The organism is Dechloromonas denitrificans (genome assembly GCF_020510685.1).
Lineage (GTDB): Bacteria > Pseudomonadota > Gammaproteobacteria > Burkholderiales > Rhodocyclaceae > Azonexus > Azonexus denitrificans_A.
This window is the reverse complement of record NZ_CP075185.1, coordinates 105576-123727: the sequence shown is the minus strand read 5'-3', so window position 1 is coordinate 123727 and position 18152 is coordinate 105576. Positions and strand designations below refer to the sequence as shown.

The 18152-nt window shown below is 60.7% G+C and carries 21 protein-coding genes; 12 read left to right on the top strand and 9 right to left on the bottom strand.

Going from position 1 to position 18152, the window contains the following annotated elements:
• Positions 1–177: 177 nt before the first annotated feature.
• Genes metX through KI611_RS00605 form a run of 3 tightly spaced genes read left to right on the top strand, consistent with a single transcriptional unit; the run spans position 178 to position 3166 of the window.
• Positions 178–1302 (top strand): homoserine O-succinyltransferase MetX, encoded by a 1125-nt coding sequence (gene metX, locus KI611_RS00615; RefSeq protein WP_226417912.1) that lies wholly within the window; start codon positions 178–180, stop codon positions 1300–1302.
• Positions 1299–1898 (top strand): methionine biosynthesis protein MetW, encoded by a 600-nt coding sequence (gene metW, locus KI611_RS00610; RefSeq protein ID WP_226417911.1) that lies wholly within the window; start codon positions 1299–1301, stop codon positions 1896–1898. Before metX ends, metW begins: the two co-directional genes overlap by 4 nt.
• A complete protein-coding gene (locus tag KI611_RS00605) occupies positions 1898–3166 on the top strand; it encodes an AmpG family muropeptide MFS transporter (protein ID WP_226417910.1) in 1269 nt (422 codons plus the stop codon). Before metW ends, KI611_RS00605 begins: the two co-directional genes overlap by 1 nt.
• Here the strand turns inward: KI611_RS00605 and KI611_RS00600 are convergent.
• The 5 genes from KI611_RS00600 to KI611_RS00580 all read right to left on the bottom strand — a co-directional run bounded on the left by KI611_RS00600 (position 3150) and on the right by KI611_RS00580 (position 5336).
• Positions 3150–3458, bottom strand: a complete 309-nt coding sequence (locus tag KI611_RS00600) for a hypothetical protein (RefSeq protein ID WP_226417909.1) — start codon at positions 3456–3458, stop codon at positions 3150–3152. The two genes, KI611_RS00605 and KI611_RS00600, sit on opposite strands and share 17 nt — an antisense overlap.
• A gap of 2 nt (positions 3459–3460) precedes the next feature.
• On the bottom strand, positions 3461–3754 hold the full coding sequence (locus tag KI611_RS00595; RefSeq protein WP_226417908.1) for a YqjK-like family protein: 294 nt from the start codon (positions 3752–3754) through the stop codon (positions 3461–3463).
• Positions 3751–4158 (bottom strand): phage holin family protein, encoded by a 408-nt coding sequence (locus tag KI611_RS00590; protein ID WP_226417907.1) that lies wholly within the window; start codon positions 4156–4158, stop codon positions 3751–3753. The genes KI611_RS00595 and KI611_RS00590 overlap by 4 nt, the downstream gene beginning before the upstream one ends.
• Positions 4159–4162: 4 nt before the next feature.
• Entirely contained in the window at positions 4163–4477 is a 315-nt protein-coding gene (locus tag KI611_RS00585; protein ID WP_226417906.1) for a DUF883 family protein, read from the bottom strand.
• Between the two features lie 79 nt (positions 4478–4556).
• Positions 4557–5336 carry an exodeoxyribonuclease III gene (locus tag KI611_RS00580; protein WP_226417905.1) on the bottom strand — a complete coding sequence of 260 codons (780 nt, stop codon included), beginning with the start codon at positions 5334–5336 and terminating at the stop codon, positions 4557–4559.
• A 47-nt stretch (positions 5337–5383) separates the two neighbouring features.
• Here KI611_RS00580 and pyrE point away from each other — a divergent pair, with 47 nt between their 5' ends.
• Positions 5384–6025, top strand: coding sequence for an orotate phosphoribosyltransferase (pyrE, locus tag KI611_RS00575; RefSeq protein ID WP_226417904.1), 642 nt, complete (start codon positions 5384–5386; stop codon positions 6023–6025).
• Between the two features lie 19 nt (positions 6026–6044).
• A complete protein-coding gene (locus tag KI611_RS00570) occupies positions 6045–6680 on the top strand; it encodes a hypothetical protein (RefSeq protein ID WP_226417903.1) in 636 nt (211 codons plus the stop codon).
• On the opposite strand, the gene gatB is transcribed toward KI611_RS00570, so the two are convergent.
• Genes gatB through gatC form a run of 4 tightly spaced genes read right to left on the bottom strand, consistent with a single transcriptional unit; the run spans position 6681 to position 10424 of the window.
• Entirely contained in the window at positions 6681–8135 is a 1455-nt protein-coding gene (gene gatB / locus KI611_RS00565) for an Asp-tRNA(Asn)/Glu-tRNA(Gln) amidotransferase subunit GatB (RefSeq protein WP_226417902.1), read from the bottom strand.
• A gap of 12 nt (positions 8136–8147) precedes the next feature.
• The gene (locus KI611_RS00560; protein WP_226417901.1) at positions 8148–8681 is read right to left on the bottom strand and encodes a hypothetical protein; all 534 of its coding nucleotides are present in this window, start codon (positions 8679–8681) and stop codon (positions 8148–8150) included.
• Between the two features lies 1 nt (position 8682).
• The gene (gene gatA / locus KI611_RS00555) at positions 8683–10140 is read right to left on the bottom strand and encodes an Asp-tRNA(Asn)/Glu-tRNA(Gln) amidotransferase subunit GatA (RefSeq protein ID WP_226417900.1); all 1458 of its coding nucleotides are present in this window, start codon (positions 10138–10140) and stop codon (positions 8683–8685) included.
• Positions 10137–10424 carry an Asp-tRNA(Asn)/Glu-tRNA(Gln) amidotransferase subunit GatC gene (gene gatC, locus KI611_RS00550; RefSeq protein ID WP_226417899.1) on the bottom strand — a complete coding sequence of 96 codons (288 nt, stop codon included), beginning with the start codon at positions 10422–10424 and terminating at the stop codon, positions 10137–10139. The genes gatA and gatC overlap by 4 nt, the downstream gene beginning before the upstream one ends.
• Before the next feature lie 103 nt (positions 10425–10527).
• Between gatC and KI611_RS00545 the strand changes: the two genes are divergently transcribed.
• From KI611_RS00545 to ubiU, 7 genes are all read left to right on the top strand, one after another.
• Positions 10528–11571, top strand: coding sequence for a rod shape-determining protein (locus KI611_RS00545; protein ID WP_226417898.1), 1044 nt, complete (start codon positions 10528–10530; stop codon positions 11569–11571).
• Positions 11572–11604: 33 nt separating this feature from the next.
• A complete protein-coding gene (gene mreC / locus KI611_RS00540) occupies positions 11605–12537 on the top strand; it encodes a rod shape-determining protein MreC (protein ID WP_226417897.1) in 933 nt (310 codons plus the stop codon).
• Positions 12537–13058, top strand: coding sequence for a rod shape-determining protein MreD (mreD, locus tag KI611_RS00535; RefSeq protein ID WP_226417896.1), 522 nt, complete (start codon positions 12537–12539; stop codon positions 13056–13058). Before mreC ends, mreD begins: the two co-directional genes overlap by 1 nt.
• Before the next feature lie 12 nt (positions 13059–13070).
• A complete protein-coding gene (gene mrdA / locus KI611_RS00530) occupies positions 13071–14981 on the top strand; it encodes a penicillin-binding protein 2 (protein ID WP_226417895.1) in 1911 nt (636 codons plus the stop codon).
• The gene (rodA, locus tag KI611_RS00525) at positions 14978–16090 is read left to right on the top strand and encodes a rod shape-determining protein RodA (RefSeq protein ID WP_226417894.1); all 1113 of its coding nucleotides are present in this window, start codon (positions 14978–14980) and stop codon (positions 16088–16090) included. The genes mrdA and rodA overlap by 4 nt, the downstream gene beginning before the upstream one ends.
• Positions 16091–16092: 2 nt before the next feature.
• Positions 16093–17061: a septal ring lytic transglycosylase RlpA family protein gene (locus KI611_RS00520; protein WP_413463925.1), complete on the top strand. Its 969-nt coding sequence runs from the start codon at positions 16093–16095 to the stop codon at positions 17059–17061.
• An 83-nt stretch (positions 17062–17144) separates the two neighbouring features.
• Complete coding sequence (ubiU, locus tag KI611_RS00515; RefSeq protein ID WP_226417892.1) at positions 17145–18152, top strand: ubiquinone anaerobic biosynthesis protein UbiU; 1008 nt, start codon at positions 17145–17147, stop codon at positions 18150–18152.

Sequence of the window (18152 nt, the reverse complement as noted above, 5' to 3'; positions counted from 1 at the left end):
CAGGGATCTTGTTTCATTGACTTTTCGCAGCTCGCTGGGTATTGTCTTTCACACACTGGCATTAGGCCAGCCGCGCCGATTTGAGCTCTGATTGCGGGCGCTACATAAATACTGCTAAAACGGGAACCACCCAGTTCGCGTTTTTGGCCAACTGGGTTTTTTGTTTTCAGGAAGCACATGTCAGGACAATCCGTCGGCGTCGTCCATTCGCAGCACGCCCACTTTGATCAGCCGCTGCACCTGCGCAGCGGCGGGGTTCTCCCGGCCTACGATCTGGTCTATGAGACGTATGGCTCGCTGAATGCCTCCAAGTCGAATGCCATCCTGGTCTGTCACGCGCTTTCCGGCCATCACCACGTGGCCGGGCATTACGCCGAACAGCCGGAGAACATTGGCTGGTGGGACAACATCGTCGGCCCCGGCCGCCCGCTCGATACCGACAGGTTCTTCATCGTTGGCCTGAACAATCTCGGCGGCTGCCATGGCTCTACCGGGCCGTCCTCGCTGAATCCAGCCACCGGCAAGCCATGGGGTGCCGACTTCCCGATCGTTGCGGTAAATGACTGGGTGCATGCCCAGGCCCGACTGGCTGATCTGCTCGGCATCGACAGCTGGGCGGCGGTCATGGGCGGCAGTCTTGGCGGCATGCAGGCCTTGCGCTGGACCATCACCTATCCGGAGCGGGTGCGCCACGCCATTGTGATCGCGGCGGCGCCCAAACTCTCTGCACAGAATATCGCCTTCAACGACGTCGCCCGGCAGGCCATCCTGACCGACCCCGATTTTCACGGCGGCCATTATTACGAGCACAACACCCGACCGCTACGTGGCTTGCGCCTGGCCCGAATGCTCGGCCACATAACCTACCTGTCGGACGATCAGATGGGTGAAAAATTCGGCCGCGAGCTGCGCAATGGCTCGTTCTCCTTCGATTTCGACGTCGAATTCGAAGTGGAATCCTATCTGCGCTACCAGGGCGACAAGTTCGCCGGCTATTTCGATGCGAACACCTACCTGTTGATGACCAAGGCACTCGATTATTTCGATCCGTCGCGGGAAAACAACGGTGATCTGAAGGCCACCATGGCCCGCACCAAGGCGGGTTTCCTGATTGCGTCCTTCACCACCGACTGGCGCTTTACGCCGGCCCGCTCCAAGGAAATCGTCGCCGCCCTGCTGGCCAACGGCCGCAACGTCTCCTATGCGGAAATCGATCTCAACTTCGGCCATGATTCATTCCTGATGGATGACGCGCACTATCACGGCGTGGTCGATGCCTATCTGCGGAACATCAAGCTATGACGCATACCCTGGGCCGCCCCGACTTCGACGTCATCGCCGGCTGGATCGAGCCGGGCCACCGCGTCCTCGACCTCGGTTGCGGCGATGGCACACTGCTCCGCCACCTGATCGACACCCGTGGCGTGCAGGGCTGGGGCGTCGAAATCGACGATGCCAACATCCTGGCCGCCATCCGCAACGGAATCAACGTCATCCAGGGCAACCTGGAGCGTGGCCTCGACGTATTTGCCGACCAGGCTGTCGATCACGTTGTTCTGTCGCGCACCTTGCAGACCGTCCGGCACACCGAAGGAATCCTCCGCGAAATGCTGCGCGTCGGCCGCGAGGCGGTGGTCTCCTTCCCCAATTTCGCTTACTGGAAGAATCTGCGCTCGGTGCTTGATGGCCGCATGCCGGTGTCCGAAGACCTCCCCTATCAGTGGTACGACTCGCCCAACGTGCGCTTTTTCACTTTGCTCGATTTCGAGGCGTTGTGCGCGCAAATGGGCCTGATCGTCCGCGAGCGGAGCGTCCTCGATGAAGCCGGCAACCCGGTCGAGAATGAAGTCAATTTCCTCGGCAGTCTCGCCGTCTATCGCCTGACGCGCGCCCGCTGATGCCGGCCTGGCTCGCAGCACTGCTCACCCGGAAGATGCTGATCTGCATCTTCACCGGCTTCAGTTCCGGGCTGCCGCTCTATCTGCTGCTCAACCTGCTGCCGGCCTGGCTGCGCAGTGAGGGCGTCGATCTGAAAACGATCGGCTTCTTCGCCCTGATCCAGTTTCCCTATACCTGGAAATTCCTCTGGTCGCCGCTGCTCGACCGTTTCAGCGTCCCCGGCTTCGGCCGCCGGAGGGGCTGGATGCTGCTCACCCAAGGCGGCCTGCTGTTCACCATCGGCTCGCTTGGCGGATTGAATCCGCAGGAAAACATCTGGCCCATCCTGTGGCTGGCCGCGCTGCTTGCCTTCCTCTCGGGAACCCAGGATATTGCCGTCGATGCCTACCGCCGGGAAATCCTGAACGATGAGGAACTCGGCCTAGGCAACGCGGTGCACGTCAACGCCTACCGGATCGCCGGACTGATACCCGGCTCGCTGTCGCTGATCCTGGCCGACCGCCTGCCGTGGAATGAAGTGTTCTGGATCACCAGCGCCTTCATGCTGCCCGGCATGGCCATGGCCTGGCTGGTCAGCGAACCGCTGGTCAAGGGTGCGCCAAAAACCCTGCGCCAGGCGGTGACCGAGCCTTTCCACGAATTCATCGGCCGGCAGGGCTGGCGCGGCGCCCTGATGGTGCTCGGCTTCATCTTCCTCTACAAGGTCGGCGACAGCCTGTGCACCGCCCTGGCCACCCCGTTCTACCTCGACATGGGTTTCACGAAGACCGATATCGGCCTGATCGCCAAACACGCCGGGCTATGGCCGGCGGTTATCGGTGCCTTGCTGGGCGGCCTGTGGATGGTCCGCCTGGGCATCAACCGAGCCCTGTGGCTATTCGGCGTGGTTCAACTGGTGTCGATCTTCGGCTTTGCCTGGCTCGCCGCCCAAGGCCACTACGACAGCATCGGGGGCAGCGAACGCCTGGCCCTGGCCTTCGTCATCGGCCTCGAAGCGCTCGGCGTCGGGCTGGGCACGGCGGCCTTTGTCGCCTTCATCGCCCGCTCCACACATCCCGCCTATACCGCGACGCAGATGGCCCTGTTCACCAGCCTGGCGGCAGTCCCGCGCACCTTCATCAATGCTTCGGCCGGCTGGCTGGTTGAGATGCTCGGTTGGTACAGCTTTTTCTGGTTATGCGCCGCGCTAGCCGTACCGGGCATGCTCCTGCTGCTGAAAGTGGCGCCCTGGCACAAGCGTGCCGAGGCAATCACTCACCGCGCCTGAGTCGACGTCGATCCAGCCACCAGGCATAGGCTGGCAGAAGCAATACCGAACCGGGCATCAGCAAGGCAATCAGGTAAGGCGAAAGATGAACCATCCGGCGTAGATGGCTGAGGAGTTCCTCTTTTTCTTCGGCGGTCCACTGTTCGCCGTTACGCGCCTTCATCAGCAAAGGCATCATGCCGCGCGTCACCATCAATTCGGCCAAAACCCGTCGCGCTTCGCGACGTTGCGCGGACCACATCTGCCGCCACCAGCCCGGCAGTTCCGCGGCAACGCGTTCCGCTTCAGCCACGGTCAGCGTATTGCAGCGAGCGAACTGCGGACAACCTGCCAGCCGCGCCAGATCAAAAATCCGCGTTTTGCCCAGCGCCAGGCCTGTTTCGGGCGCGCCACCACGACGGCCGCTACAGCTGCGCCAATTGCCAGCGGATGATGTTTGAACCAGTCCACGCCCTTGAGCACGCTATCCCCCCGGGCCAGAGCAGCCTGCAAAGGCACGGCGTGCTGGCCCAGAGCACGCCGCTGCTCGTCGATGCGCGCCTTGAGCATACCCCGCCGGGTCGCCAGATCAAGCTGCTTGCTGTTCATTCGGCCTCTTTGGCCCGCCGGCGCAGTTGCGCCATGTCTGCTTCGAGCTCGGACAGACTTGTCCGGAAAAGTTTGCTCGGCTGACTGGCCTGGCTTTTCAGCGAGCCGATCAGGAGCAACCCGCCGCCAATGAACATGACGGCGAAGGCACCAAAGAGAAATACACGCTGCTCCCAGAAAGCCAGCGCCAGACAAAATACCGCCATGATGATGCCGAGACAGAGCATGAACGCTGCGCCGATGGCCTTCGACCAGAGCGACATGAGGCGATACTTCTCCTCTTCCAGCTCGGTCACCAGCAATTCGGCACGCGTCCGGCCGATCGCGATCAGTGTCGCGACGATATTTTTCAAGGCGGCGAAAAGCCCCTCCCGGCTTCCTTCGCCACCTGCCTGATCAGTCATTCGCTTAGCGACGGCCGATCAACACGCCAAGGGCAAGACCCAGAGCAGCGGCAACGCCGACCGCTTTCCACGGCTCTTCATGGACGAAATCATCGGTGGCACGAGCCGCTGCCTTGGTTTTTTCGACCACGGCCGCTTCGAGATCAATCAGGCGCTCCTTGGCATCGCGCAGACGCAGGCTAAGACGCTCGCGCAGATCGCCAACCTTCTCACCGGCAGCACCAGCCGTAGCACGCAGCAACTCTTCGGTATCGGAAATAACGACACGCAAGTCGGAAACCAGCTTGTCTTTATTTGCAGTGGTGAATTGTTCAGCCATTTTGAACCTCGTCGGAGTCAGTTAAACAAGGACTACAGGTTAGCCCGTCCGTGCAGCGAAATCAATTCGCATCCGGCATTTATGCAATTTCATAATCGATGATCAACGGCGCGTGGTCGGAGAATCGCTCGGCCTTATATATTTCAGCTCGCTGGGCCAGCGCCGCGAGACCCGGCGTGGCGATCTGGTAATCGATTCGCCAGCCGACGTTCTTGGCCCAGGCCTGGCCGCGATTGCTCCACCAGGTGTAGGAATCGCCGGTCGCATCCGGATGTAGCCGGCGATAGACATCGACCCAACCCATCTCGTCGAACACCCGACTCAACCAGGCGCGCTCTTCGGGCAGGAAGCCGGAGTTTTTCTGATTCGACTTCCAGTTTTTCAGATCGATTTGCTGATGCGCGATATTCCAGTCGCCACAGAGCACGATCTCCCGGCCCTCTGCCCGCAGCGCAAGCATCTGCGGGAAAAAGGCGTCGAGAAAACGGAACTTTGCCTCTTGCCGTTCCGGCGATGATGACCCCGAGGGCAGATAGAGCGAAATCACCGACAGATTGCCGAAATCGGCCCGGATATAACGCCCTTCGGCATCGAATTCGCCGGCATCAAAACCTTCGACGACCCGATCGGGTTCCCGCCGGCTCCAGATGCCGACACCGCTGTAACCTTTCTTTTCGGCGCAGTGATAAAAGGCATGCATGCCGTCCGGCCCAAGCATTTCCGGCGTAAGGTCCGGCAATTGGGCTTTTAATTCCTGCAGGCAAATGACGTCAGCCTGCTGGGCAACCGCCCAGGGCAGCAATTTTTTGCTCCAGGCGGAACGGATTCCATTGAGATTGAGGGAGATGATGCGTAACATTGCGCGAGTATTGGCCTTGTTTTGCCGGACACGTTAATTGGGAAAATATGGATTTTCGTCAGGATTTCATCGAGTTTGCCCTCGCCAACCAAGTGCTGCGTTTTGGCGAGTTCAAGACCAAGGCGGGGCGGCTTTCGCCTTATTTCTTCAATGCCGGCCTGTTCAATGACGGCAACTCTCTTGGTCGCCTGGCCGAATTTTACGCCAAAGCCACCGAGGCTGGCGGCATCCGCTTTGATATGCTGTTCGGCCCCGCCTACAAAGGTATCCCGCTGGTCGCGGCGATTGCCATCGCCCTCGCTCAGCGCGGACAGAATTTCCCGTTCGCTTACAACCGCAAGGAAGCCAAGGACCATGGGGAAGGCGGCAGCATCGTCGGCGCCCCGCTCACCGGTCGCGTCCTGATCGTGGACGACGTGATTTCAGCCGGCACCTCGGTGCGTGAATCAGTCGAACTGATTCGTGCCGCCGGCGCCACGCCGGCCGGGGTACTGATCGCGCTGGATCGGCAGGAGCGCGGACAGGGCGAACTTTCCGCCGTCCAGGAGGTGCAACGCGACTATGGCATTCCAGTCGTTGCCGTGGCTGGTCTCGGCGACCTGATGGCCTACCTCGAACACCACCCTGAATTTGCCGCATACCGCGCGGCAGTTGCCAATTACCGGGAGCAATACGGCATCAATGCCTAAATGCCTGCTCGTGCCTCTTTTGCTTTTTGTTGCAGCCAGTTCGACCCAGGCCGCCGGCGAGTTTTATTGCTGCCCGGACCCGGCCAGCGGACGCCGGATCTGTGGCGACACACTGCCCGAACAGTGCCGGGGGCGCGCCTATCGTGTCCTCGACAGCGGGGGCAACATCGTCAAGGAAGTCGGCCCGCCGATGACGGCCGAGCAGAAAATCGAACTCGCCGCCGAAAACCGGCGCAAAAAGCAACTCGAAGAAGCCGCCCGGGAATTGCGGCGCAGGGATCAAGCCTTGCTCGATACCTACGCCACACCGCAGGATATCGACTTGGCCCAGCGCAAGGCCGAGGCCGACGTCAATCTGGCAATGCGGGATACGCAAGGCCGCATTGATGCGGCGGTTAACAAGCGCAAGAAATTTGAGCAAGAGGCCGAGTTTTACAAGAAAAAAGCCATGCCGCCCGAACTTGCCAAGGAGTTGCGAGCGCTCGACCACGAAATCAAGGTCCAGCAGGAACTGATGGACGTCAAAAAACACGATTTCGCCGCGATCAAGGCAAAATACGACGCCGATCGCAAGCGCTACTTCGAGCTGACCGGACGCTCGCCGGCCCCCGCGCCGACTGGCGGCGCGGCGCCGGCGACACCCGAGCGACGCTGATCAGGCCGTCAGTTTCAGGCGCAACAGATCATTGACCTGTTGCGGATTGGCCTTGCCCTTCGCCGCCTTCATCACCTGACCGACCAATGCGTTGAAGGCTTTCTCCTTGCCAGCCTTGAATTCAGCGACATTGGCCGCATTGGCGGCGAGGACCTCATCAACCAGCGCCTCGATGGCGCCGGTATCGGTGATCTGCTTCAACCCCTGCTTTTCGATAACCTCGTCGGCCGTCGCCCCTTCACCATTCCACAAAGCCTCGAAAATCTTTTTGGCGATGTTGTTTGAAATGGTGTTGTCGGCAATGCGCAGCACCAACCCGGCCAATTGCGCAGCGCCAACGGGCGACTCGGTGAGATCCTTGCCTTCTTTGTTCAGGCGGGCGGCCAGATCGACCATTACCCAGTTGGCACAGGGCTTGGCGTTGGCCTTGCCGGCAAGCGCGACGGTGGCCTCGAAATAATCGGCCATTTCCTGGCTGGCGGTCAGCGTCCGGGCATCATAGGCCGACAGCCCGAGATCGTTGATAAAGCGCTCGCGCATCTGGCCCGGCAACTCCGGCAGCTCGCCCTTGACGCGATCGATCCAGTCGCTGGAAATGACCAGTGGCAACAGATCCGGATCGGGGAAGTAGCGGTAGTCATGCGCATCTTCCTTGCTCCGCATCATCCGCGTTTCGCCAGTATCCGGATCGAACAGTACGGTGGCCTGCTGAATCCGGCGGCCTTCTTCGATTTCGTTGATCTGCCACTGGACCTCGAAGTCGATCGCCTCCTTGAGAAAACGGAAGGAGTTGAGGTTCTTGATTTCGCGCCGGGTACCGAATTCGGCCTGGCCCTTGGGGCGAACCGAGACGTTGGCGTCGCAGCGGAATGAGCCTTCCTGCATGTTGCCGTCGCATATACCGATCCAGCGGACCAGCGCGTGCAACGATTTGGCGTAGGCGACGGCCTCGTCGGAGGACCGCATGTCGGGTTCGGAAACGATTTCGAGCAGCGGCGTACCGGCCCGATTGAGGTCGATACCGGATTTGCCGTGGAAATCTTCGTGCAGCGACTTGCCGGCGTCCTCTTCCAGGTGGGCGCGGGTCAGGCGAACCAGCTTTTCATAAGCCTTGTCGCCCTGGCCGACCTGCAACGTGATGGTGCCGCCAACGACTACCGGCAGGTCCATCTGGCTGATCTGGTAACCCTTGGGCAAATCGGGATAGAAATAATTCTTGCGGGCGAATACCGATTTCTGCGCCACCTCGGCACCGATCGCCAGCCCGAAGCGGATGGCGCAATCGACGGCCTTCTTGTTTAGCACCGGCAAAACACCGGGCAAAGCCAGGTCGACTGCGCAGGCTTGCGTATTTGGCGCGGCGCCAAAAGCCGTCGAAGCACCGGAGAAAATTTTCGAAACGGTCGCCAGTTGCGCGTGCGTTTCGATGCCGATCACTACTTCCCACTGATTCATAGTTTCATCCGTTCAGAAACAACGTCCTGATTTCGCCTCGACCATGATTGGCCAGAGGTAACTGAAAGCGTCCCCTTCGCAGGACTTGGGGCAACTGTTGAACGCCACCGTCACCCGGGGGCCCTCTTCCCACATGCGGACCAGACAGCCGGCATCGCGCTTGTGCCGGAGCAAGGCCTGCGGCAACTGCTCGGTCTGCTCGAAATCCTTCAGATCAAAGTGGCAGGAACCATAGCCCTTCATGGTTACCCGCGCGTCGAAGGTTTTGACGACCGCTTCCTTGACCAGCAGATCGAGCTTCGTCGTCGTCCCGATCGCATCCTTGTGCGCACAGCGCGACTTGACGTTGAGTGGCCGGGTCGGCTGCGGCTTCAGCTTGCGGTTGGCCAGATATTTCAGCGTCGAATTCTTGAGTTTCGGCTCGCGGCTTGCGGCCGGCGACCTTTCGGCATTCGATTCGACTTCCGGGGTGGCTTCCGGCTGCTTCTCGACCTCGGCACACCCCGCCGCGAGCAGCACCGCCAGAAGCGCCCAAGACCGCCGCATTTTACTCGAGGCCGGCCGGCCGACGTTGATGCCAGTCCGTCGCCAACTGGTAACGATGGGCGACGTTGAGCAGTTGCGCCTCGGCGAAATAATTGCCGATCAGTTGCAGTCCGACCGGCAGGCCGCCGACAAAACCGCAGGGTACCGACATGCCGGGCAGACCAGCCAGGTTCACGGCGATGGTGTAAATATCGGAAAGATACATCTGCACCGGATCGGCCGCCTTCTCGCCCAGCTTGAACGCGGTGGACGGCGAGGTCGGCCCCATGATCACGTCGCACACCTTGAATGCTTCGACAAAATCGTTAGCGATCAGCCGGCGGATGCGCTGCGCCTGCAAATAATAGGCATCGTAATAGCCGTGCGACAACACGTAGGCACCAATCATGATGCGCCGTTTGACCTCGGCGCCGAAACCTTGGGCGCGGCTCTTCAGGTACATGTCGTCCAGGCTGTCATAATCCGGCGCCCGATAACCGTAACGCACGCCATCGAACCGCGACAGGTTGGAACTGGCCTCGGCCGGCGCGATCACATAATAGGCCGGCACCGACAGGTGCGAATTGGGCAACGAGACGTCGACGATGGTCGCGCCGAGCTTTTCGTACTCGGCAATCGCCGCGCGCACCGCAGCCATCACCTGGGCGTCGCAACCATCGCCGAAAAACTCTTTCGGCAGGCCAATGCGCAGGCCGGCCAGCGGCTTGTCGAGATCGCGAGCGTAATCTTCGGTCGGGCGGTCGAGCGAGGTCGAATCGCGCTCGTCAAACCCGGCCATGCTATTGAGCAACAGGGCGCAGTCCTCTGCGCTCGCCGCCATCGGCCCCGCCTGGTCAAGCGATGAAGCAAAGGCAATCATGCCGTAGCGGGAGACCACGCCATAAGTCGGCTTCAGACCGGTCAGATTACACAGCGCCGCCGGCTGGCGAATCGAACCGCCGGTATCGGTACCGGTCGCCGCCGGGGCCAGACGGGCTGCGACCGCCGCCGCCGAACCGCCCGACGAGCCGCCGGGCACGCGGGCCTGATCCCAAGGGTTGCGCACCGGGCCGAAGAATGAAGTTTCATTGGACGAGCCCATCGCGAATTCGTCCATGTTCGTCTTGCCGAGCGACACCAGTCCGGCTCCCGCTTCCATTTTGCGGATCACCGTCGCATCGTACGGCGAGACAAAATTGGCGAGCATTTTCGAGCCACAGGTGGTGCGCCAACCCTCGGCACAGAAAATGTCCTTCTGGGCAATCGGAATACCGGTCAGGGCGCCGGCAGTCCCGGCCGCCAGACGGGCATCAGCGGCACGTGCCGAATTCAGGCTTTTTTCGGCATCAATCGTGACAAAAGCGTTCAGCGACGGATTGAGGCGGCTGATCCGATCAAGGAATAATTGGGTCAGTTCGACACTGGAAATCTGTTTCGCGGCCAGCGCCTGCGACAGTTGTTTGAGACTGGCGTTGATCATTCGATTACCTTCGGCACGAGATAGAGACCGGCCTCGGTTTCCGGCGCGACAGCCAAATAGGCGGCGCGGCGATCGCCTTCGCTGACCACATCGTCGCGCAGACGCTGACTGAGATCCTGAGCGTGTGCCATCGGCTCGATGCCCGCCGTATCAACGGCCTGCATTTGTTCGATAAGCTGGAAGATACCGTTGAGATGGCCCTGCGTGCTGAGAGCCTCGGATTCGCTGACCTCGATACGGGCGAGATGAGCGATACGCTGAACCTGTTCTAATGTGAGCGACATGGGACCCAAAGACTTTATTGCAGTGCACAAAGTCTTAAAATGGAAAGCGTTATAAGGTATCATAAAAGTTTTCCCTACCGCACCCCCCCTCGCGGAGTCACAGATGTTCGGTTTCCTCAGTAAATACTTCTCCAACGACCTTGCTATCGACCTCGGTACGGCCAACACACTGATTTACGTGCGTGGCCGCGGTATCGTGCTCGACGAGCCATCCGTCGTCGCCATCCGCCTTGAAGGCGGTCCCAATGCCAAGAAAACCATCCAGGCCGTCGGTAAAGAAGCCAAGGATATGCTCGGCAAGGCCCCCGGCAGCATCACTGTCATTCGGCCGATGAAAGATGGCGTGATCGCCGACTTCACCGTCACCGAGCAGATGCTCAAGCAATTCATCAAGAAGGTGCATGACTCGAAGCTGTTCAGTCCGAGCCCACGCATCATTATTTGTGTACCCTCCGGCTCGACTCAGGTCGAACGCCGCGCCATTCGCGAATCGGCGATCGGCGCCGGCGCCAGCCAGGTTTATCTGATCGAAGAACCAATGGCTGCCGCCATTGGTGCCGGCCTGCCGGTTTCCGATGCAACCGGTTCGATGGTCGTCGATATCGGCGGCGGCACCACCGAAGTTGGCGTCATCTCGCTCGGCGGCATGGTCTATGCCGGTTCCGTGCGGGTCGGCGGCGACAAGCTGGACGAGGCGATCATCAATTACATCAGCCGGAACTACGGCATGATGATCGGCGAGAACACCGCCGAAAACATCAAGAAGAACATTGGTTCCGCCTTCCCGGGCGCCGAGGTCAAGGAAATGGAAGTTTCCGGCATCAACAAGGCCGAAGGCATCCCGCGCAAGTTCACGATTTCCTCCAACGAAATCCTCGAAGCGCTGACCGACCCGCTGAACCAGATCGTTTCCGCCGTGAAATCCGCGCTGGAAAAGACCCCGCCTGAACTCGGCGCCGACATTGCCGAAAAGGGTATGGTACTGACCGGTGGCGGCGCCCTGCTGCGCGATCTCGACCGTCTGCTGATGGAAGAAACCGGCTTGCCGGTGATCGTTGCCGATGAGCCATTGACCTGTGTTGCCCGCGGTTGCGGCATGGCACTGGAAAAGATGGACAAACTGGGCAGTATTTTCGCCTCGGATTAACCCATCGACCGCAGCCGAGCAGGATTGATTGCGATGGCCGGAATCGACCACGCACCACCGCCGTTCTTCAAGCAAGGGCCAGCACCGCTGGCTCTTCTGACTTTCTACATCGCCATTTCCCTGGCGATCTTTGTCGTCGACCTGCGTTTCCGCAGCCTCGATCTGTTGCGCCAGAGCATCGCCCTCATCGTCGACCCGGTCCAGCGCATCGCCCAGACCCCGGGCAGCCTGGTCGACTATGCAGCGACCTACCTGCAGGGCATGCGGGCGCTGCAAAGCGAAAACAACGAATTGAAGCATGCCAAGCTGACGAGCGCTCCCGACTTGGAGCGCGTGGCCCAACTCGAATCGGAAAACGGGCGTCTGCGCAAATTGCTCGAGGTCAAGGAGCGCGAAAAGGCCAAGGGACAGGTTGCCCAGATTCTCTATACGGCGCGCGACCCCTTCTCCCGCAAGGTGATTGTGGACAAGGGGCAGCAGTCCGGGATTATTGCCGGTCAACCGACGATCGATGAAGCGGGTGTCGTCGGTCAGGTGACCCGCGTTTTTGCCTTCTCGGCTGAAATTACACTGATCACCGACAAGGATCAGGCGGTCCCCGTGCAGATTGTCCGCAGCGGCCAGCGTTCCGTTGTCTTCGGCCTCGGCAACGGCCAGCTCGAACTGCGCTACATGCCGACCAACGCCGATATTCAAGTCGGCGACGTACTGGTCACCTCGGGTCTTGACGGCGTCTACCTGCCGGGCTTCCCGGTCGCCAAAGTGGTCAATATCGAACGGGACAGCGCCTACTCTTTCGCTCGCATCTTCTGCCTACCGGTAGCCGGCGTTGAAAACTTTGGCGAAGTCATGGTACTTGACCGGCGCCAGCCGCTTCCACCCGCTCCGCCGGCGGCCGCCAGCCGCGGCACAGTCGGTGGCGAAGGCAGCCGCCTGAACAAACGACGGGCGATGAACGCAAACTGATGCAACCGACTTTTTCTTCCTCTCGCATCCTGCTGCCGGTCCGGCCCTGGTTCATTTTTTTCAGCCTGATCGGCGCGGCCCTGCTGAACTTCCTGCCGACCGCACACTGGCCCGGCATGCCGGACTGGGTGGCGCTGGTGCTGTGTTTCTGGAGCGTCCGCGAATTCCGGCGGGTCGGCATGGGCTGGGCCTTTGTGCTCGGTTTGGTGATGGATGTCGCCGATGGTGCCGTACTCGGCCAGCACTGCTTCGCCTATGTCCTGCTCGCCTACGTTTCCGCCTCGCTGTCCCGGCGCCTGCTCTGGTTTCCCCTGTTCCAGCAGGCCCTGCAGGTCATGCCGCTGCTCGTTGCCGCCCAGGTCATTCAGGCTTTGATGCGCCTTGCCGTGGGTGCCGACTTTCCGGGCTGGGGCTATTTCATCGGCCCGTTGATCGCCACCCTGCTCTGGATTCCCGCCACCTTCATCCTGCTCCTGCCGCAATACCGGCCGGTTCACCAGGATCCGAATCGACCGATTTAAGCCGAGCGGTCAGTGGGCAACTTTCACAATCCTGAAGGCGATGTCGAGCGTTTCCGCTTTCGCCTCGGCATCGCGGTGTTTGTCGTACTGCTCGCCTTTGGCCTGCTCATCACCCGCTTTTTCTGGTTGCAGGTCATTCAGCACGACTTTTACCAGACCCGTGCCGAAGACAACCGAATCGCGCTGATTCCGATAGTCCCCAACCGCGGCGTCATCACCGACCGCAACGGTATCGTGCTGGCCCACAATTATTCGGCCTTCACGCTCGAAATCACCCCCTCGCTGACCGCCAACCTGGAAGAAACGATCGACTCGCTGGCCGAGATCATCGAAATCCAGCCCAAGGATCGCAAGCGTTTCAAGCGCCTGCTTGAAGAAGCGAAGAATTTCGAATCGATTCCCATCCGAACCCGCTTGTCCGACGCCGAAGTAGCGATCTTCGCCGCCCAGCGTTACCGCTTCCCTGGCATCGAGGTCAAGGCCCGGCTGTTCCGTCAGTATCCGATGGGCACGGTGGCTTCGCATGCGCTTGGCTATATCGGACGGATTACCGACCGCGACCTCAAATGGATCGAGGAAGCTGAACAACAGGCCAACTACAAAGGCAGTGACCATATCGGCAAAACAGGCCTCGAGCAGCGTTACGAATTCGAATTGCACGGGGAAACCGGCTACGAGCAGGTCGAAATCGACGCCGGCGGCCACGCCGTACGCAGCCTGAAGCGGATCCCCCCGGTCTCCGGCAACAATCTGCAGCTGACGCTCGATATCAAACTGCAGGAAATCACCGAAAAGGCCTTCGGTGATCGCAAGGGGGCGCTCGTCGCCATCGACCCGGCCAGTGGCGGTGTTCTCGCCCTGGTTTCGAATCCGACCTACGATCCGAATCTTTTCGTCGATGGCATTTCGCCGGAAAACTGGAAGGAACTGAACGACCATCCCGACAAGCCGATGATCAACCGGGCGATCAACGGTGCCTATCCGCCCGGCTCGACCTTCAAGCCCTTCATGGCACTGGCCGCGCTGGAGACCGGCAAGCGCACGGCGCAGCAGGCGATTAGCGACCCCGGGTTCTTCACCTTTGGCAACCACACCTTCCGCGACGACAAGAAGGGGGGCCACGGCATGGTGGACATGTACAAATCCATCGTCCATTCCTGCGATACCTATTATTACTCGCTGGCCAACGACATGGGCATCGACACCATCGCCCGTTTCATGGGCCAGATGGGCTTCGGCCAGCGCACCGGAATCGACCTCGGCAAGGATGAGCTGGCCGAATCGAAAGGGGTGCTACCCTCGCAGGAGTGGAAGAAGCAGCGCTTCAAGCGGCCGGAACAGCAGAAATGGTATGCCGGCGAAACGATCTCCATCGGCATCGGTCAAGGCTACAACGCCTACACCCCGATGCAGCTTGCCCACGCCACGGCGACACTAGCCAACAATGGCGTGATGTTCCGCCCCCATCTGGTTCGTCACATCATCGATACGCGCACTTCCGAAAAGCGTCCGGTCGAGTCCAAGCCCGTCCGTGACCTGCAATGGAAGGAGAAAAACCTCGAGGTGATTCATCGCGCCATGCTCGGTGTCATCAAGGAAGGTACCGGCACCCGTGCCTTTGCCGGCGCGCCTTACCTGGCTGGCGGCAAGACCGGGACGGCCCAGGTCTTTTCGCTGAAAGGCTCGGACTACAAGACATCCTCGGTCAAACAGCACTTGCGCGACCATGCCTTGTTCATCGCTTACGCCCCGATCGAAAAACCGACGATCGCCCTTGCCGTCCTGGTCGAAAACGGCGGTTTCGGCGCCCAGTCGGCGGCGCCGATTGCCCGCATGGTGCTCGACTACTACCTGCTCGGCAAACTGCCGGCCGGCGCGGCGCCCGAGGATGCCGAGGCGCTCGAAGAGGACCCGGTCGAATGATGGACATCACTGGCACCCTCAAGCGTTGGTGGCTCAACGCCACGGCCCACATCGACTTTCCGCTGCTGCTGATTACCGCTGCGATCATGCTGGTCGGGCTGGCCACGGTCAATTCGGCAACCATCGACAGCGCCCACCGGATGCTCTCCCAGGCCGGCAACATGGGTATTGCCCTGGTCATCATGTGGATCGTCTCGCGCATGCCGCCGCAGAAACTGATGAATTTTGCCGTTCCCCTCTACATCATCGGGGTTCTGCTGCTCATCGCGGTCTTTCTCTTCGGTATCAAGGTCAATGGCGCTCGGCGCTGGTTGTCGATCGGCATCACCCGTATCCAGCCATCGGAAATCCTGAAGATTGCGATGCCGCTGATGCTCGCCTGGTATTTCCAGAAATACGAAGCGACGCTGAAATTGAAGCATTTCGCCGTCGCGGCCCTGCTCCTGCTGATACCGTTCGGCCTGATCGCCAAGCAGCCCGATCTCGGTACCGCCATCCTGGTCGGCGGGGCCGGATTTTTCGTCATTTTCTTTGCCGGCCTGCCGTGGAAAATAATCCTTGGCCTCGCCGCCGCCGCGGCCGGTGCCGCCCCCCTGCTGTGGAATGCCCTGCATGACTATCAGCAGCGCCGGATCATGACCCTAATCGACCCGACCACCGACCCACTCGGCTCCGGCTACCACATCATCCAGTCCACCATCGCCATCGGCTCCGGCGGGCTGTCCGGCAAGGGTTACCTGAACGGCACCCAGACCCATCTCGAATTCATCCCGGAAAAACACACCGACTTCATTTTTGCCGTCTATTCGGAAGAGTGGGGCCTGCTCGGCAATCTCCTGCTGGTCTTTCTCTACACGCTGCTCATCGGACGCTGCATGATCATCGCCTCCGCCGCGCCAACCATTTTCTCCCGCCTGCTGGCCGCGGCGATCACACTGAATTTCTTTAGCTACGCCTTCATCAACATGGGCATGGTCAGCGGCATCCTGCCGGTGGTTGGCGTCCCGCTGCCTTTTATCAGTTATGGCGGCACAGCATTGGTGACACTGTTCCTCGGCATCGGTATGCTGATGTCCATTCACACTCATCGGATGCTGGTCAAGAAATGATCTTGCGCCTGACCCCCTTTGCCATCGGGCTACTGCTGCTGGCCGGTTGCGGCAGTTCGCCGAGGACGCCTGACGATGTCGCGGCGAATGGTCAGAAAACGGCATCGTCGAAAACGCCAACGCCGACCCGGAAGCCGGGAGTGACCTTGAAGAAAGGTGGCGGCTTCTACAAGGACGATGGTCCGGCCGACGACATCCCGGATGGCCTCGATGACATTCCGGATGCCGAACCGAAATGGGAGCCGTTGCACAAACCGGCCACCAAACCCTATGTGGTTCTCGGCAAGGAATACGTCCCGAATACCGCGCTCAAGCCCTACCGAGCGCGCGGCATCGCCAGCTGGTATGGCAAGAAATTCCATGGCCAGAAAACCTCTATCGGCGAGCCTTACGACATGTTCGCCATGACCGCCGCGCATCCGACGCTGGCGCTGCCGTCCTATGTCCGGGTCACCAATACCCAGAGCGGCAAGGCCGTCGTCGTGCGCGTGACCGATCGCGGCCCCTTCCATGCCGACCGCGTCATCGACCTTTCCTATACCGCCGCTTACAAACTCGGGCTGGTCAACGGCGGCAGCGGTCAGGTCGAGGTCGAAGCCGTTATCCCCGGCGAACTGGGCACGACCTCCTATGCGCAACTGACGCCGCCGGCAAAAACGGCAACGGCTGAAAACGACGAAATCGAACGTCTGGCGGCGCGCATGTCGGTTGAGCAGCAGCCCGTCCAGAATACAAAGCAGACGGGGATCTATCTGCAACTCGGCGCGTTCGCCAATGCCGACAATGCCGAAAACCTGAAGAATCACCTGACCCGCGAACTCGACTGGCTGACCGAACCGATGCGCGTCCAGCCGGGCGGCAGCATCCATCGCCTGCAGCTCGGTCCTTACGCCAGTCGCGACGATGCCGACCGGATCGCCGACAAGATCCGCACCGCCCTCGGTTACAAGCCGACGGTCGTCAGCCGCTAATTCAGCGTCTCCGTTTGACCAGGATCAATGGCCTGACGTAGTCGCTGGCTATACTGCCCTGCTTGCCTTTCAGGATATCTCCCATGAGCTCGCTGCCCGATCTCATCTGTCCGGCCGGCAGCCTGCCGGCCCTCAAAGCTGCGGTAGATAACGGCGCCGATGCCGTCTATCTCGGCTTCAAGAATGATACCAACGCCCGCAATTTCGCCGGCCTCAATTTCGACCCGAAGAGTATGGCCGACGGCATCCGTTACGCCCATGCCAAGGGCCGCGAAGTACTGCTGGCCATCAATACCTTCCCCCAGGCCGGCCGCGTCGCCGACTGGCAGAAGGCCGTCGACGCGGCGGTTGACCACGGCGTCGACGCCCTGATCCTGGCCGATGTCGGGCTGCTCGACTACGCGCGCAACCGCCATCCGCAGCAACGCCTGCACCTTTCCGTTCAGGGTTCGGCGACCAGCTACGAAGCGATCAATTTCTGCCAGCGCGAATTCGCCATCAAGCGCGCCGTCCTGCCGCGCGTCCTGACGCTGGCGCAGGTCGAGAACGTCATCAAAAACACCACGGTGGAAATCGAAGTCTTCGGTTTCGGCAGCCTGTGCGTCATGAACGAAGGCCGCTGCTGGCTTTCCTCCTACGCCTGTGGCGAATCGCCCAACACCGTCGGGGCCTGTTCGCCGGCCAAGTACGTCAAGTGGGACAAGAAACCGGGCGCCATGGAAACCCGCCTCAACGGCATCCTGATCGACCGCTTCGGCGATGACGAACCGGCCGGTTACCCGACCCTGTGCAAGGGCCGCTTCGAGGTCGAGGGCGAAACCTATTACGCACTGGAAGAACCGACCAGTCTGAACGTGCTGCCGATCCTTCCGGAAATCATCAAGATCGGCGTCCGGGCGATCAAGGTCGAGGGCCGCCAACGCAGCCCGGCCTACGTCACCCAGGTTACCCGCACCCTGCGCGCCGCACTCGATTCGCTGGCCGATGGCAGTGAGCGGTTCCACGTGAAACCCGCCTGGCAAGCCGAACTGGCCAAGGTCTCCGAAGGCAGCCAGGCGACGCTGGGCGCCTACAACCGGCCCTGGCGCTGA

What these genes read in the sequence shown, in the direction of transcription:
- KI611_RS00595 (WP_226417908.1), bottom strand. Translation starts at nt 3,754, where the DNA reads ATGAACAGCAAGCAGCTTGATCTGGCGACCCGGCGGGGTATGCTCAAG.
- KI611_RS00560 (WP_226417901.1), bottom strand. Translation starts at nt 8,681, where the DNA reads ATGCGGCGGTCTTGGGCGCTTCTGGCGGTGCTGCTCGCGGCGGGGTGT.
- metW (WP_226417911.1), top strand. Translation starts at nt 1,299, where the DNA reads ATGACGCATACCCTGGGCCGCCCCGACTTCGACGTCATCGCCGGCTGG.
- KI611_RS00585 (WP_226417906.1), bottom strand. Translation starts at nt 4,477, where the DNA reads ATGGCTGAACAATTCACCACTGCAAATAAAGACAAGCTGGTTTCCGAC.
- gatA (WP_226417900.1), bottom strand. Translation starts at nt 10,140, where the DNA reads ATGATCAACGCCAGTCTCAAACAACTGTCGCAGGCGCTGGCCGCGAAA.
- pyrE (WP_226417904.1), top strand. Translation starts at nt 5,384, where the DNA reads ATGGATTTTCGTCAGGATTTCATCGAGTTTGCCCTCGCCAACCAAGTG.
- gatC (WP_226417899.1), bottom strand. Translation starts at nt 10,424, where the DNA reads ATGTCGCTCACATTAGAACAGGTTCAGCGTATCGCTCATCTCGCCCGT.
- KI611_RS00580 (WP_226417905.1), bottom strand. Translation starts at nt 5,336, where the DNA reads ATGTTACGCATCATCTCCCTCAATCTCAATGGAATCCGTTCCGCCTGG.
- gatB (WP_226417902.1), bottom strand. Translation starts at nt 8,135, where the DNA reads ATGAATCAGTGGGAAGTAGTGATCGGCATCGAAACGCACGCGCAACTG.
- KI611_RS00590 (WP_226417907.1), bottom strand. Translation starts at nt 4,158, where the DNA reads ATGACTGATCAGGCAGGTGGCGAAGGAAGCCGGGAGGGGCTTTTCGCC.
- KI611_RS00605 (WP_226417910.1), top strand. Translation starts at nt 1,898, where the DNA reads ATGCCGGCCTGGCTCGCAGCACTGCTCACCCGGAAGATGCTGATCTGC.
- rodA (WP_226417894.1), top strand. Translation starts at nt 14,978, where the DNA reads ATGATGGACATCACTGGCACCCTCAAGCGTTGGTGGCTCAACGCCACG.
- ubiU (WP_226417892.1), top strand. Translation starts at nt 17,145, where the DNA reads ATGAGCTCGCTGCCCGATCTCATCTGTCCGGCCGGCAGCCTGCCGGCC.
- KI611_RS00545 (WP_226417898.1), top strand. Translation starts at nt 10,528, where the DNA reads ATGTTCGGTTTCCTCAGTAAATACTTCTCCAACGACCTTGCTATCGAC.
- mreC (WP_226417897.1), top strand. Translation starts at nt 11,605, where the DNA reads ATGGCCGGAATCGACCACGCACCACCGCCGTTCTTCAAGCAAGGGCCA.
- mreD (WP_226417896.1), top strand. Translation starts at nt 12,537, where the DNA reads ATGCAACCGACTTTTTCTTCCTCTCGCATCCTGCTGCCGGTCCGGCCC.
- metX (WP_226417912.1), top strand. Translation starts at nt 178, where the DNA reads ATGTCAGGACAATCCGTCGGCGTCGTCCATTCGCAGCACGCCCACTTT.